Annotated in this window: 11 protein-coding genes; 7 read left to right on the top strand and 4 right to left on the bottom strand. The window is 57.6% G+C overall.

All coding sequences use genetic code 11. The features are described 5' to 3' along the window. Window positions 1-148 precede the first annotated feature (148 nt). Window positions 149-2,785 carry a phosphoenolpyruvate carboxylase gene (gene ppc, locus EBA31_RS25060; RefSeq protein ID WP_122080450.1) on the top strand — a complete coding sequence of 879 codons (2,637 nt, stop codon included), beginning with the start codon at window positions 149-151 and terminating at the stop codon, window positions 2,783-2,785. Window positions 2,786-2,962: 177 nt separating this feature from the next. Here the strand turns inward: ppc and metF are convergent, their stop codons facing one another. The 3 genes from metF to metB all read right to left on the bottom strand — a co-directional run bounded on the left by metF (window position 2,963) and on the right by metB (window position 7,681). Then, the gene (gene metF / locus EBA31_RS25065) at window positions 2,963-3,856 is read right to left on the bottom strand and encodes a methylenetetrahydrofolate reductase (RefSeq protein WP_044554925.1); all 894 of its coding nucleotides are present in this window, start codon (window positions 3,854-3,856) and stop codon (window positions 2,963-2,965) included. Between the two features lie 226 nt (window positions 3,857-4,082). Further along, window positions 4,083-6,518, bottom strand: a complete 2,436-nt coding sequence (locus EBA31_RS25070; RefSeq protein WP_020837532.1) for a bifunctional aspartate kinase/homoserine dehydrogenase II — start codon at window positions 6,516-6,518, stop codon at window positions 4,083-4,085. A 2-nt stretch (window positions 6,519-6,520) separates the two neighbouring features. Then, window positions 6,521-7,681 (bottom strand): cystathionine gamma-synthase, encoded by a 1,161-nt coding sequence (metB, locus tag EBA31_RS25075; RefSeq protein WP_020837533.1) that lies wholly within the window; start codon window positions 7,679-7,681, stop codon window positions 6,521-6,523. A 317-nt stretch (window positions 7,682-7,998) separates the two neighbouring features. Here metB and metJ point away from each other — a divergent pair, with 317 nt between their 5' ends. After that, entirely contained in the window at window positions 7,999-8,316 is a 318-nt protein-coding gene (metJ, locus tag EBA31_RS25080) for a met regulon transcriptional regulator MetJ (protein ID WP_012147461.1), read from the top strand. A 77-nt stretch (window positions 8,317-8,393) separates the two neighbouring features. Here metJ and rpmE read toward each other — a convergent pair whose 3' ends face one another. After that, window positions 8,394-8,609 (bottom strand): 50S ribosomal protein L31, encoded by a 216-nt coding sequence (gene rpmE, locus EBA31_RS25085; RefSeq protein WP_012147462.1) that lies wholly within the window; start codon window positions 8,607-8,609, stop codon window positions 8,394-8,396. 199 nt (window positions 8,610-8,808) lie between these two features. On the opposite strand from rpmE, the gene priA reads away from it, so the two are divergent. The 5 genes from priA (at window position 8,809) to hslU (ending at window position 15,307) form a co-directional block, all read left to right on the top strand. Further along, window positions 8,809-11,004 carry a primosomal protein N' gene (gene priA / locus EBA31_RS25090; RefSeq protein ID WP_020837534.1) on the top strand — a complete coding sequence of 732 codons (2,196 nt, stop codon included), beginning with the start codon at window positions 8,809-8,811 and terminating at the stop codon, window positions 11,002-11,004. Between the two features lie 288 nt (window positions 11,005-11,292). After that, window positions 11,293-12,321 (top strand): DNA-binding transcriptional regulator CytR, encoded by a 1,029-nt coding sequence (gene cytR, locus EBA31_RS25095; RefSeq protein WP_122080451.1) that lies wholly within the window; start codon window positions 11,293-11,295, stop codon window positions 12,319-12,321. Window positions 12,322-12,386: 65 nt separating this feature from the next. Further along, entirely contained in the window at window positions 12,387-13,328 is a 942-nt protein-coding gene (gene ftsN, locus EBA31_RS25100) for a cell division protein FtsN (protein WP_020837536.1), read from the top strand. 101 nt (window positions 13,329-13,429) lie between these two features. Continuing rightward, window positions 13,430-13,960, top strand: coding sequence for an ATP-dependent protease subunit HslV (hslV, locus tag EBA31_RS25105; protein ID WP_012147466.1), 531 nt, complete (start codon window positions 13,430-13,432; stop codon window positions 13,958-13,960). Between the two features lie 12 nt (window positions 13,961-13,972). Next, window positions 13,973-15,307 (top strand): HslU--HslV peptidase ATPase subunit, encoded by a 1,335-nt coding sequence (gene hslU, locus EBA31_RS25110; RefSeq protein ID WP_020837542.1) that lies wholly within the window; start codon window positions 13,973-13,975, stop codon window positions 15,305-15,307. The last annotated feature ends 6 nt before the right edge of the window (window positions 15,308-15,313 follow it).

Below are 15,313 nucleotides of genomic sequence, written 5' to 3' on the forward strand. Positions count from 1 at the left end.
ACCCAATAGATTTCAAGTTGCAGCTAGGCGGCGAACGCTTGAATCCCCGGGAGCTTGGATCAACCAAGTGAACGGGGTGAGAGCGCGAAGCCAACACCGCTGTGGCTTGAAAGATGAAGGGTAAATACAGAACTGGGTCAGGGGTTATATGAACGAACAATATTCGGCAATGCGAAGTAATGTCAGTATGCTCGGCAAATTGCTCGGCGATACCATCAAAGAAGCGCTGGGCGAGCATATTCTCGATCGCGTTGAAACTATCCGTAAGCTTTCCAAATCTTCACGTGCAGGCAATGAAGCGCACCGTCAGGAGCTGCTTTCCACCTTGCAAAACCTGTCCAACGACGAGTTGCTGCCGGTCGCACGCGCCTTCAGTCAGTTTCTCAATCTGACCAATACCGCCGAGCAGTACCACAGCATTTCACCCAACGGTGAAGCCGCCAGCAACCCGGAAGCGCTGGCCGAACTGTTCACCCGGCTGAAAGACAAAAAGCTCAGCACCAAAGAGCTGCAGAATGCGGTGTCTCAACTTTCTATCGAGCTGGTGCTGACTGCGCACCCGACGGAAATCACCCGCCGCACCCTGATCCACAAACTGGTAGAGGTGAACACCTGCCTCAGCCAGCTCGACCATAACGATCTGGCCGACTACGAGCGCAACAAGATCATGCGCCGCCTGCGTCAGTTGGTGGCTCAATCGTGGCATACCGACGAGATCCGCAAACACCGTCCGTCCCCGGTTGACGAAGCCAAGTGGGGCTTTGCGGTGGTGGAAAACAGCCTGTGGGAAGGAGTGCCTGCCTTCCTGCGTGAATTCAACGAACAGTTGGAAAACTCCATCGATTACAGCCTGCCGGCGGAAGCGGTGCCGGTGCGTTTCACGTCCTGGATGGGCGGTGACCGCGACGGCAACCCGAACGTCACGGCCGAGATCACCCGCCACGTGCTGCTGCTGAGCCGCTGGAAAGCCTGCGATCTGTTCACCCGCGATATTCAGGTGCTGGTGTCCGAACTGTCGATGACCGAATGTACTCCGGAACTGCGCGCACGGGCCGGTGGCGACGAGGTTCAAGAGCCGTACCGCGAAATCATGAAGCAGCTACGCAGCCAGTTGATGAGCTCTCAGGCTTATCTGGAAGGCCGCCTGAAAGGCGAGCGCGTACTGAAGCCGCACGATCTGCTGGTGAATAACGAACAGCTGTGGGAACCGCTGTTCGCCTGTTACCAGTCGCTGCAAGCCTGCGGCATGAGCATCATCGCCAACGGCCAATTGCTGGATACCCTGCGTCGCGTGCGCTGCTTTGGTGTGCCGCTGGTACGCATCGACGTTCGCCAGGAAAGCACGCGCCACACCGAAGCCATCGCCGAACTGACCCGCTACCTGGGCCTTGGCGACTACGAAAGCTGGTCAGAAGCCGACAAGCAGGCGTTCCTGATCCGTGAACTGAATTCCAAACGCCCGCTGGTCCCATTGAAGTGGGAACCGAGCGCCGATACCCAGGAAGTGCTGGAAACCTGCCGGGTGATCGCCGAGGCGCCAGAAGGCTCGATTGCCGCCTACGTGATCTCCATGGCGCGCACGCCTTCGGACGTGCTGGCGGTTCACCTGCTGCTGAAAGAAGCCGGTTGTCCGTTCCCGCTGCCGGTCGCGCCGCTGTTCGAAACTCTCGACGACCTGAATAACGCCGACGACGTGATGACCCAGTTGCTGAATATTGACTGGTATCGCGGCTTTATCCAGGGCAAACAGATGGTGATGATCGGCTATTCCGACTCGGCGAAAGACGCCGGGGTGATGGCCGCCTCCTGGGCGCAATACCGCGCTCAAGACGCACTGATCAAAACCTGCGAAAAGGCTGGCGTAGCGCTGACTCTGTTCCACGGCCGTGGCGGTTCGATTGGCCGCGGCGGCGCACCTGCGCATGCGGCACTGCTGTCGCAACCGCCGGGCAGCCTGAAAGGCGGCCTGCGCGTGACCGAGCAGGGCGAGATGATCCGCTTCAAATTCGGTCTGCCGGAAGTCACCATCAGCAGCCTGGCGCTGTATGCCGGTGCCATCCTGGAAGCCAACCTGCTGCCGCCGCCAGAGCCGAAAAAAGAGTGGCGTACGCTGATGGATGAACTGTCAGACACCTCATGCAAAATGTACCGTGGCTACGTGCGCGAAAACCCGGATTTTGTGCCTTATTTCCGCGCCGCCACGCCGGAACTGGAGCTGGGCAAACTGCCGCTGGGCTCCCGCCCTGCCAAGCGCAAGCCAAACGGCGGCGTAGAGAGCCTGCGCGCCATTCCGTGGATCTTCGCCTGGACGCAGAACCGTCTGATGTTACCGGCCTGGCTGGGCGCCGGTGCCGGTTTGCAAGAAGCGGTAAAAGCCGGCAAGCAGGATCAGCTGGAAGCCATGTGCCGCGACTGGCCGTTCTTCTCCACCCGTATTGCGATGCTGGAAATGGTGTTCGCCAAGGCCGACTTGTGGCTGGCGGAATATTACGACCAACGCCTGGTGGACAAATCGCTGTGGCCACTGGGCCAGCAGCTGCGCGATCAGTTGGAAAGCGACATCAAGGTGGTGCTGACCATCGCCAATGACGCGCACCTGATGGAAGACCTGCCGTGGATCGCCGAATCCATTGCGCTGCGTAACGTGTACACCGACCCGTTGAACGTCCTGCAGGCTGAGCTGCTGCACCGTTCGCGCCAGCAGGAGCACCCGGACGCCCGCGTTGAGCAGGCGCTGATGGTCACCATTGCCGGCGTTGCCGCCGGGATGCGCAATACCGGCTAGGTTAAGCGCCAAAAGCATGGCTCCTGCTTGCAGGGGCCTTTTTTTTATCCCTCGCTGACGGATGCTTCATCTCGACGGGTTGCCCAGCAGCGGTAGCGGTATTGGAAGAAATTGCGCCCAACAAAAAGGGCGCTGCATTGACCCAGCGCCCTTCCCGATGATGATGAATAGAGTGAATCAGGCCGCGACCGGACGCACACCCAGCGTATGGCAAATGGCGTAGCTCATCTCGGCACGGTTGAGCGTATAGAAGTGGAAATCCTTTACCCCTTCGCGGCTGAGGATCTTCACCATATCCATCGCGATATTGGCGCCGACCATTTTGCGGGTTTCCGCGTCGTCATCCAGCCCTTCAAACATGCTGGTCATCCAGCTCGGTACGCGTACGTTGGTCATGGTGGCAAAACGCTGCAGCTGCTTGAAGTTGGATACCGGCAGAATGCCCGGGACGATTTCCACATCAATGCCGGTAGCGACGCAACGATCGCGGAAGCGCAGGTAGCTTTCCACATCGAAAAAGAACTGGGTAATCGCCCGGTTGGCGCCGGCATCGATTTTACGTTTCAGGTTAATCAGGTCCGCCTGCGGGCTTTTCGCTTCCGGATGCACTTCAGGATAAGCGGCAACCGAGATATCGAAATCGCCAACATCTTTCAGCAGCGTCACCAAATCGGTCGCGTACATATCCGGCTTGCCGCTGCCCGGTGGCAGGTCGCCACGCAACGCCACAATATGACGGATGCCGCTGTTCCAGTAATCGGTCGCGATTTCACGCAACTGAGCCGGGCTGGCATCGATGCAGGTCAGGTGTGGGGCTGCATCCAGACCGGTGCGATCCTTAATCCCTTTGATGATGCTGTGGGTGCGATCGCGCTCGCCGGAGTTTGCGCCATAGGTCACGGAGACAAATTTAGGTTTTAGGCTGCTCAGACGATCAATGGACTGCCACAGGGTGTCTTCCATCTCGCTGGTACGCGGCGGGAAGAATTCAAATGATACGTTAATCTGGCCATTTAACTCCGCCAGACTCTGATTCAGCGCTTCCCGCTGGTTTGCGTGGAAAAAACTCATACCCTGTCCGCCTCTTGTCGATCGCTGTTCTGCTTGTTTTGATAAGCGTCTATACGTTTAGACGTCTAGATAGAAAATGCCGCATGTTGGCTAAAGAGTCAACAGGAAAGTGAGGGGAATACGATGATTAATCCTCACCCGTTAAGAGAAGGAATTTCATGTTCGCAACACAGAGAATTATGGCAGGAAAAACGAGGGGCGCGACGGATGCGCGCCCACAAGAAAATTAAAGCAGCTGCGCCAAACGGTTAAGGTCTGACTGGATCGCCCCGGCAGTGACGTCGCGCCCGGCCCCTGGTCCGCGGATCACCAGCGGATTGTCACGATACCAGCGGCTTTCAATAGCGAATACGTTATCGCAAGGCAGCAACGACGCCAGCGGATGTTCAGGGCGGACCGCTTCTACACCGACCCGCGCCTTGCCGTTAGCATCGAAGCGCGCCACATGTCGCAGCACCAGCCCCATTTCACTGGCGGCCTCAAAACGCTGCAGCATCTGTTGGTTCAACGCATCGCCATTTTCAAAGAACTGATCCACGGAGCCAAGCTCTGCGCCCGCTGGCACCAGCGACTCCACCCGCACCTGATTCGGTTCAATGTCGTAGCCCGCTTCGCGCGCCAGAATCACCAGCTTGCGCATCACGTCCTGGCCGGAGAGATCGACGCGGGGATCCGGCTCGGTCAGCCCCTGTTGCCAGGCCTGATCCACCAGGTCGGTGAACGGCACCGTGCCGTCGAACTGCAGGAACAGCCAGGACAGCGTCCCGGAGAAGATGCCGCTAATGGCCAGAATGCTGTCACCGCTGTCGCGCAGGTCGCGCACCGTATGGTTGACCGGCAGACCGGCACCGACGGTAGCGTTATACAGCCAGTGGCGGCCGGTCTTGGCAAAGGCATCGCGAATTTGGCGATAGTTGGCGCTGCACGACGCTCCCGCCAGTTTGTTGGCGCTGATCACATGGAAACCGTAGCTGGCGAAGTCCAGATACTGCTCGGCCAGATTTTCACTGGCGGTCACGTCCAGCACCACCAGATCGTCAAACGGGTGCGCGCGCATCCACAAGAACAACGACTCCTCGTCCAGTTCCTGCGCTTCGTCCTCGAAGAAGGCCAATACGCGGCTGGCGTCCAGCCCGTCGTAATTGAGCAGGCTGCGGCGACTGTCCACCACGCCCGCCAGGCTGAATTCGAAGCCGCTGCGGGCGGAGATGTTTTTCTGCTCGCGGGCAAACAGCTCCAGCCAGCGTGCGCCGATATTGCCTTTGCCGAACAGCACCAGACCAATACGTTTTTCAGCGCGGAACAGGGTCTGATGCAGGCCCTGGATCAGCAGCGCGGTTGGCCCCTGACGCAGCACCGCCACCATGCTGATGCCGTCTTCAGCCTGCCAGATAAACTCTACCGGCTGGTCTTTCAGTTGCTGATAGAAGCGATGGCTGTGCAGCGGGTTTTTACAAACGCCGGCACCTACCAGCGCCACCAGCGCCAAGCCTTCGCGCAGTTGCAGCTCACCCGGCAGCCCCGCGTTTTGCAGCGTGTGCAGGACGCTGTTCACCACTTCGGAGGTGTAGCACAGCTGAACCAGACTGCGGTCTGGATGAACCCCGACCGCCAACGGTTTGATCTGCGCGCGCTTAAGCACCAAATCCAACTCTTGCTGCGCCAGTTTAAAATCATGCTGACTGGCAACCTGCAGCTCAATCAAACACACGTCGTCATGGCTGGTGACGATCTTCGCACCGGTGCCCGAGGCCAGCACGCGTTCGATACGCGTTGAACCCTGTTCCGGCTGATAACTGCAACGCAGTTGAAGATCGATATCGCTGCCGGATACCGGCTGCAAAGTACGGGTGTGCAGCACCGGAGCCGCCAAACGTGCCAGTTCACTGGCTTCGTCCAGGCGCAGCAGCGGCAGCAGGCAGGCGTCTTTCACCTTGCGGGGATCGGCGCTGTAGACCCCAGCCACGTCGCTCCAGATGGTCACGCGCTCCGCACCGGCCAACGCACCGACCTGCGTGGCGGAATAGTCACTGCCGTTACGCCCTAACAGCACGGTTTCACCGGCGTCATTGCGTGAAATAAAACCGGTCACCACCAGGCGTTTGCCCGGATGCTGTGCCAGCAATTGTTGCAGCAGAGGATAAGAACGGCCTTCATCAACCTGCGGCTGGGCAGCACGTTCCGCCCGCAGGAAATCGCGCGCGTCCAACCAGGCCGCCTGCATATCCAGTTTGTTCAGTACCGCCGCCATCAGGCGCGCCGACCAGATCTCGCCGTGACCAACCACCTCGGCATAGATGACGTCGTCGAGCTTTTCGTCCAGCAACACGGCCAGACGCTCCAGATCCTGAATAAACTCGGCGATCAAGGGTTCAGCGGTTTCCGGCGGTAACAGACCGCTAATCAAATCGCTGTGATAACGACGCAGCGTCTGCTGAACCTGATGCGCAGAAAGGCGATCGCTCTGACTCAGCTTCAGCCAGCTAATCAGTTGGTTGGTGGTGCTGCCGGCAGCCGACACCACCATCATGTCGCCTGGCTGGCTGTATTCGGCCATGATCCCGGCCACCCGCAGATAACACTTCACGTCCGCCAGGCTGCTGCCGCCAAACTTGTGCAGTTGACGCCCGCTCACCGGCCCTGCTACCGCAATTGCATTCATGCTTACCTCGTTGCCGCCGCCTGGAAGGCACGTTCCAGATCGGCAATCAAATCTTCACTGTCTTCAATACCCACGGAGATACGCAGCAGGCTCTCGGAAATACCGGCCGCCGCACGGGCTTCTGCCGCCATACCTGCATGGGTCATGGTCGCTGCATGCGAGATCAGGCTTTCTACGCCGCCCAACGATTCTGCCAGAGTAAACAGCTCAAGGGCAGACAGAAAACGGCGCAATAGCGCTTCATCACCGTCCAGTTCAAAGCTGAGCATCGCGCCAAAACCGCGTTGCTGACGACGTGCAATCTCGTGCCCAGGGTTCTGTGGCAGAGAAGGATGATACAGCTTTTTCACCAAGGGTTGCTGCTGTAAATAACTGACAATAGCTTCGGCGTTTTGTTGCGCCGCCTTGATACGCGGCGACAGGGTACGCATGCCGCGCAGCAACAAATAGCTGTCGAACGCGCCGCCGGTCACGCCGATATTATTGGCCCACCACGCCAGCTCCACCGCCAGATCTTTATCTTTGGCGATCACCGCACCGGCGACCACGTCGGAATGGCCGTTAAGATATTTGGTGCAGGAATGCACCACCAGATCGGCACCCAGCCCGATGGGTTGCTGCAGCGCCGGGCTGAGGAAGGTGTTGTCCACCACCGTCAAGGCCCCCACTGCGTGCGCTGCATCGCATATCGCCGCAATATCCACCACGCGCAGCAGCGGGTTACTTGGACTTTCAATCAGCACCAGCTTGGGCTTTTGCGCCAACGCCTGCTGCAGCGCCTCTTCATTCCCCTGATCGACAAACAGCACGCGGTAAGCGCCACGCTTGCTGAGGCTATCGAACAACCGGTAGCTGCCGCCGTAGCAATCATGCGGCGCCACCAGCAGATCGCCGGGCTGCAGCAATACGGTGGTCACCAGATGGATCGCCGACATCCCGCTGCTGGTCATCACCGCACCGGCACCGCCTTCCAGTTCCGCCAGCGCACGCTGGACCACGTCACGCGTCGGGTTACCGCGGCGCGAGTAGTCATGAGCGCGAGGCTGATTGAAGTCGGTAAAATTATAGGTGCTGGAAAGGTGGATCGGCGGAACAACGCAGCCGTACTGTTCGTCATCGTTCAGGCCGCTACGTACGGCAATCGTGGCAGGTTTACGCGTCATAGGGTCGCTCGGCTCTCGGGATTCGGATGAATGAGGCCTAAAGATTAATCGCAGCGAGGATAGACGTCAATACATCTGGACATCTAAACTTCTTTGCGTATAGATTGAGCAATGCCCTAATACCCGCTAAAATTATGCCGGTTTGATATGACGATACAATGTTAACCCGGAATGCATAGGCGACACCTATTGATCGTCCGCATTCAGTGACCCTGGTCGCGTATAATTGACATTTATTTAGTGAGAACAGTGAAGATCGGGCATAATTGGCCGGTTTTTAGAATTTTGTAATTTTTCTGACAAATTTAAGGTGTCCCATGGCTGAGTGGAACGGCGAGTATGTCAGCCCTTACGCTGAACACGGTAAAAAAAGCGAGCAAGTCAAAAAGATCACGGTATCCATTCCGCTGAAGGTCCTGAAAATCCTCACCGATGAACGGACCCGTCGCCAGGTCAATAACCTGCGCCACGCCACCAACAGCGAATTGCTGTGTGAAGCGTTTCTGCACGCCTTTACCGGCCAGCCGCTGCCGAACGACGAAGACCTGCGCAAAGAACGCAGCGATGAAATCCCGGAAGCCGCGAAGCTGTTGATGCGTGAATTGGGTGTGGATCCCGATACCTGGGAATACTAAGCGCCGGTCTGCGAAAGCAGACGGTAGAAACGAAAAAAGGCGCCGAAGGCGCCTTTTTCATCTGACGATAAGAAATCTTATTTCTTAGCGCCTGGCACGCTGAAACGCTTGTTGAAGCGGTCAACGCGGCCACCGGTAGCAACGTCACGCTGCTTGCCAGTGTAGAACGGGTGGCATTCGCCACAAACGTCCAGGTTCAGATCGTGACCCACGGTAGAGCGGATTTTGATCACGTTACCGCAAGAGCAGTTAGCAGTAACTTCTTCGTATTTTGGGTGGATACCTTGTTTCATGGGAAACCTCAGTTAAGGCCGTGTCGCTATCCAGCCCTGTTTCGCCAGACACCACACGTGGTTGATAATAAAATTTGGTATCGAATTATACCAAAGGCGGCAAATTATACAGAATTAAAAGTACCACGCAATCGGAACCGTACATTTGCCGATGCGCCGTGTAAACTGATGGACTGTTTTTTTACTCTGGATGACCTCAATGCCTGTTGTTCACGTTGCTTTGCCGGTACCCCTCGCCCGCACCTTCGACTATCTGCTGCCGCAAGGCCTGCAGCCTGCGGTCGGCGCGCGCGTAGGCGTTCCCTGGGGCAAGCAGCGGGCGATCGGTATCGTCACCGGATGCAGCGAAACCAGCGAATTGCCGCTGGATAAGCTCAAACCGATCGACAGCGTGATCGACGACGCCTCCTTATTTTCCTCCAGCCTGTGGCGTATTCTTCGCTGGGCCAGCGACTATTACCATTACCCGATCGGCGAAGTGCTGTTCCACGCGCTGCCCATCCTGCTGCGTCAGGGGAAAGCGGCGGAAACGGCCCCGCTGTGGCAATGGTTCGCGACTGAACAGGGCCGCGCCACGCCGCCGGAAAGCCTGAAGCGCGCCCCCAAACAACAGCAGGCGCTGGCGGCATTGCTGCAACGCCCGGTTTATCGCCACCAGGTCAATGAACTGGCGTTAACCGAGAGCGCTTTGCAGGCCTTGCGCACCAAGGGGCTGGTCGATTTACGGGCCCAGACGGTAGCAACGCAAGACTGGCGGCCCGGCTTTGAAGTGCTGGGCGAACGATTACGATTGAACACCGAGCAGGCAACCGCCGTGGGTGCCATCCGCAGCGAAGATACTCAGTTCGCCGCCTGGCTGCTGGCCGGGGTCACCGGCTCCGGCAAAACCGAGGTCTATCTCAGCGTGCTGGAAAACATTCTGGCGGCCGGCAAACAGGCGCTGGTGCTGGTGCCGGAAATCGGCCTGACGCCGCAAACCATCGCCCGCTTTCGCGAACGCTTCAACGCGCCGGTAGAGGTGCTGCACTCCGGTCTTAACGACAGCGAACGGCTGTCGGTGTGGTTGCGCGCCCGCAGCGGCGAAGCGGCGATTGTCATCGGCACCCGCTCGGCGCTGTTTACCCCGTTTGCACGCCTGGGCGTGATCATCATCGACGAAGAGCACGACAGCTCTTATAAACAGCAGGAAGGCTGGCGCTACCACGCACGCGATCTGGCGGTGTTTCGCGCCCGCGAGGAAAACATCCCGATGGTGATGGGCTCCGCGACACCGGCGCTGGAAACGTTGCACAACGTGCAATTGGGCAAATATCGCCAGTTGAAACTCACCCAGCGTGCGGGCAACGCCAAACCGGCGGCTCAGCACCTGATCGATCTGAAAGGCCTGCCGCTGAAGGTAGGGTTGTCGCAGCCGTTGCTGAAAAGCATGCAGCACCATTTGAAGGCCGGTAACCAGGTGATGCTGTTCCTTAACCGTCGTGGCTACGCCCCGGCGTTGCTGTGTCACGAATGCGGCTGGATTGCCGAATGCCAGCGCTGCGATCATTATTACACCTTCCACCAAAACCAACGTCAACTGCGCTGCCACCACTGCGACAGCCAGCGCCCGGTACCGCACCAGTGTCCGCAGTGCGGTTCGACGCATCTGGTGTCGGTGGGCGTCGGCACCGAACAGTTGGAAAACGAACTGGCGCCGCTGTTCCCGGAAACGCCCATCACCCGCATCGATCGCGACACCACCAGCCGCAAGGGCTCGCTGGAACAGCACCTGGCGGATATTCACCGCGGCGGAGCGCGTATTTTGATCGGTACCCAGATGCTGGCAAAAGGGCACCATTTCCCGGATGTCACGCTGGTGGCCTTGCTGGACGTTGACGGTGCGCTGTTCTCGGCCGACTTCCGTTCCGCCGAGCGTTTTGCCCAGTTGTATACCCAGGTTTCCGGTCGTGCCGGCCGGGCAGGTAAAGCCGGCGAAGTGTTGCTGCAAACCCACCATCCGGAACATCCGCTGCTGCAAATTCTGTTGCAACAGGGCTACGACGCCTTTGCCAAACAGACGCTGGCAGAGCGCAACAGCGTATTCCTGCCACCCTATACCAGCCATATCATTGTCCGTTCGGAAGATCACGACAACCAACAGGCTCCGCAATTCCTGCAGCAATTGCGCAATCTGCTGGAAGCCAGCCCGCTGAAGGACGATTCACTGTGGGTGATGGGGCCGGTTCCCGCGCTGCAGTCAAAACGCGGCGGCCGTTTTCGTTGGCAGTTGCTGTTGCAGCACCCTTCACGGCAGGTGTTACAACGGCTGATGAAGAGCACCCTGCCGTTAGTCGGTACCCTGCCGCAGGCACGCAAGGTGAAATGGACGCTGGACATCGACCCGATAGACAGCTGAACCCAGAAAAGTCTGATTCAGTTCCTGCCAGGCAAACGTTTACCCTTGAAATTGCGAGCGAACGCTAAAAAACCTCCTCAGGTCACACTTTTTATGCAAATTAGGTAACAAAGGCAGGACATATTCTGTTTAGAATGTCTGTGAAGGCAATTTTGTCACCGCTGCACTACCGTGACCGAATGTTTAAGCGCGGATGGCGCTAAATCATAACAACTCCACCGCACGCCAGAATTTGTGAGCAAACTGAAGTAGTCGCGTTGGCATGGGGCTAACGCAAGGAGAAAGGCGTTGGAACACAAGAAAGAATTATCCATGGCAACCATGAAAGACGTTGCCGAAATGGCGGGCGTTTCAACGGCAACCGTGTCGCGTGCGTTGATGAATCCGGAAAAGGTGTCAACGCCGACGCGTCAGAAAGTGGAACAGGCCGTGCTGGCCGTAGGCTATTCTCCTCATGCCCTCTCCCGTAATATCAAACGCAACGAATCCCGCACCATCCTGGTGATCGTCCCCGACATTTGCGATCCCTTTTTCGCCGATGTGATCCAGGGGATCGAGCAAACTGCGGCACAACAGGGTTATCTGGTGCTGATTGGCGACTGCGCGCAACAAAACCAACAGGAACGCACCTTCGTCAATTTGATTATCACCAAGCAAATCGATGGCATGCTGCTGCTCGGCTCCAACCTGCCGTTCGACGCCAGCAAGGAAGAACAACGCAATCTGCCGCCGATGGTGATGGCCAACGAGTTTGCCCCGGAGCTGGAACTGCCGACGGTACACATCGATAACCTGACCGCCGCCTTCGAGGCCGTGCATTATTTACATCAGCTCGGACACAAGCAAATCGCCTGTGTCGCCGGGCCTGAACAGATGCCGTTGAGCCATTATCGGCTGCAAGGTTACATTCAGGCGCTACGTCGTAATGGCATTAGCGTCGAAAGCAGCTATATTACCCGAGGTGATTTCACCTACGAAGCTGGCGCGCAGGCGCTAGCGGCGCTGATGGCGCAACCAAAACCACCGACGGCAATCTTCTGCCATAGCGACGTAATGGCGATTGGCGTGCTGTCGCAGGCGAAAAAAATGGGGCTGCGGGTACCGCAGGACCTCTCCATCGTCGGCTTTGACGACATTAAACTGGCGCAGTATTGCGATCCGCCGTTAACCACGGTGGCTCAACCGCGCTACCAGATTGGCCAGCAGGCAATGCTGTTGCTGTTGGAGCAGTTGCACGGACAGAACGTGGCCAGCGGCTCCCGGCTTTTGGACAGTGAATTGATTATCAGAGGCAGCACGGCTGCCCCTAAACGCTAGTCAAACATTTTAGGGTTCAGTAACATGACGGACTTATCCCCTCATCAGGACACAGCGGAATAATAGTGGCACAAAAAGACTATGTAAGCCGTGGGCGCGCAGCAGGAGCTAAGCGAAAAACCCCCAGCCGTAAAAAACGCAGTTCTCCGAAGGTCTCCAAAACCGTGTTGGCGCTGGCCGTCGCACTTCTGGTGATATTTGTCGGTGGCCTCTATTTCATTACGCACAACAAGCCGGATGACGTGCCGCTGCTGCCTGCGCACACCAATCGTCCGGGCAATGGCCTACCGCCGAAGCCGGAAGAACGTTGGCGTTATATCAAAGAGCTGGAGAATCGCCAGATTGGCGTACAAACCCCGACCGAACCGACGGCCGGCGGCGAAGCCAACTCCAAGACTCAGCTGACCGCCGAGCAGCGCCAACTGCTGGATCAAATGCAGGCGGATATGCAACAGCGCCCGACGCAGCTCAATGAAGTGCCGTATAACGACCCTTCACAAGCCGCTGCGCGTAACAACCGCCAGCAGCAACAGCAGATGCAACAGCAGCCAATCCAGCAGCAACAGGTCCAACAGCAGCCGCAGGTGACTCAGCCGCGTAATCCATTTAACAACGGTGCGACGACACAGCCGGTGCAGCAACAGCCTAAGCCGCAACCCAAACCGCAGCCGGTCACACCGCCGCCTGCGCAGGTTAAGCATCCTGAGCCAAAACCGCAGCCGAAACCGGAAGTGAAACAGGAAACGGCCAAGCAGGAAACGGAAACCAAGCCAGAATCGAAGCAGAAGTGGATGGTGCAATGCGGCTCGTTCCGCGCCACCGATCAGGCAGAATCCGTACGTGCGCGCCTGGCGTTTGAAGGTATCGAAAGCCGTATTACCGCCGGCGGAGGCTGGAATCGCGTGGTACTTGGCCCATACAGCAGCCGGGCTGCTGCGGACAAAACCCTGTCGCGCCTGAAGGGCGTAGGCATGTCAAGTTGCATTCCCCTCTCCGTTGGGGGTTGAAAAGCGTCAATCCCCCCCATCTATACTCTCAATATGCCTCGTAGTGTCTGCGCAAGCAGATGCTGCGAGGGCTTCTTTCCGTCTTCAACGAGGGTCTGCTCGTGACAACAATTGTAAGCGTACGCCGCAACGGCCAGGTAGTGATCGGTGGCGATGGCCAGGCCACCTTGGGCAATACGGTAATGAAGGGCAACGTCAAGAAAGTACGTCGCCTGTATAACGATAAAGTGATTGCCGGTTTTGCCGGTGGCACCGCGGATGCCTTCACGCTATTTGAGCTGTTCGAGCGCAAGCTGGAAATGCACCAGGGTCACCTGGTGAAAGCAGCCGTTGAATTGGCGAAAGACTGGCGTACCGACCGCATGCTGCGCAAGCTCGAAGCGCTGCTGGCCGTCGCGGATGAAAACTCATCGCTGATCATCACCGGTAACGGTGACGTGATCCAGCCTGAAAACGATTTGATTGCGATTGGCTCCGGCGGTCCGTACGCCCAGGCAGCCGCTCGTGCGATGTTGGAAAATACCGAACTGAGCGCCCGCGAAATTGTTGATAAATCCCTCAACATCGCCGGCGACATCTGTATTTACACCAACCATTTCCACACCATTGAAGAATTGCCTTCCAAAGCGTAAGGATCGAATACTATGTCTGAAATGACCCCGCGCGAGATCGTCAGCGAACTGGACAGCTACATCATTGGCCAGAACAAAGCCAAACGTGCCGTTGCCATCGCCCTGCGTAACCGCTGGCGCCGGATGCAGCTCAACGAGATGCTGCGCCATGAAGTCACGCCAAAGAACATTCTGATGATCGGCCCGACCGGCGTCGGTAAAACCGAAATCGCCCGCCGTCTGGCGAAGCTGGCCAACGCGCCGTTCATCAAGGTTGAAGCCACCAAGTTCACCGAAGTGGGCTACGTCGGTAAAGAAGTGGATTCCATCATCCGCGATCTGACCGATGCCGCGATCAAAATGGTGCGCCTGCAGTCAATCGACAAGAACCGCACCCGTGCCGAAGAGCTGGCCGAAGAGCGTATCCTCGATGTGCTGATCCCGCCGGCCAAGAACAACTGGGGCCAGGCGGAAGAGCATCAAGAGCCTTCTGCTGCACGTCAGGCATTCCGCAAGAAACTGCGTGAAGGCCAGTTGGACGATAAAGAAATCGAGATCGATCTGGCTGCCGCGCCGATGGGCGTGGAGATCATGGCTCCTCCGGGCATGGAAGAGATGACCAACCAGCTGCAGTCGATGTTCCAGAACCTCGGCGGCCAAAAGCAGAAACCGCGCAAGCTGAAGATTAAAGAAGCCTTCAAACTGCTGGTGGAAGAAGAAGCGGCCAAACTGGTGAACCCGGAAGAGCTGAAAGAACAGGCGATTGAAGCGGTTGAACAGCACGGCATCGTGTTTATCGACGAGATCGACAAAATCTGTAAGCGCGGTGGCCAGAGCTCCGGCCCGGACGTGTCACGTGAAGGCGTTCAGCGCGATCTGCTGCCACTGGTGGAAGGCTGTACCGTCTCCACCAAGCACGGCATGGTGAAAACCGATCACATTCTGTTTATCGCCTCCGGCGCATTCCAGACCGCCAGCCCGTCAGATTTGATCCCGGAACTGCAGGGCCGCCTGCCGATCCGCGTTGAATTGCAGGCGCTGACCACCGAAGATTTCGAGCGCATCCTGACCGAGCCAAGCGCGTCGCTGACCGAGCAGTACAAAGCGCTGATGGGTACCGAAGGCGTCAATATCGACTTCACCGCCGATGGCATCCGCCGCATCGCAGAAGCCGCATGGCAGGTTAACGAAAGCACCGAAAACATCGGCGCGCGTCGTTTGCACACCGTGCTTGAGCGTCTGATGGAAGATATTTCCTATGATGCGAGTGAAATTAATGGTCAATCCATTACAATTGATGCGGATTACGTACGTAATCATCTGGATGAACTGGTAGCGGATGAAGATTTGAGTCGTTTTATCCTATAATCGCTC

It is taken from the genome of Serratia sp. P2ACOL2 (assembly GCF_003691565.1).
Taxonomy (GTDB): domain Bacteria; phylum Pseudomonadota; class Gammaproteobacteria; order Enterobacterales; family Enterobacteriaceae; genus Serratia; species Serratia liquefaciens.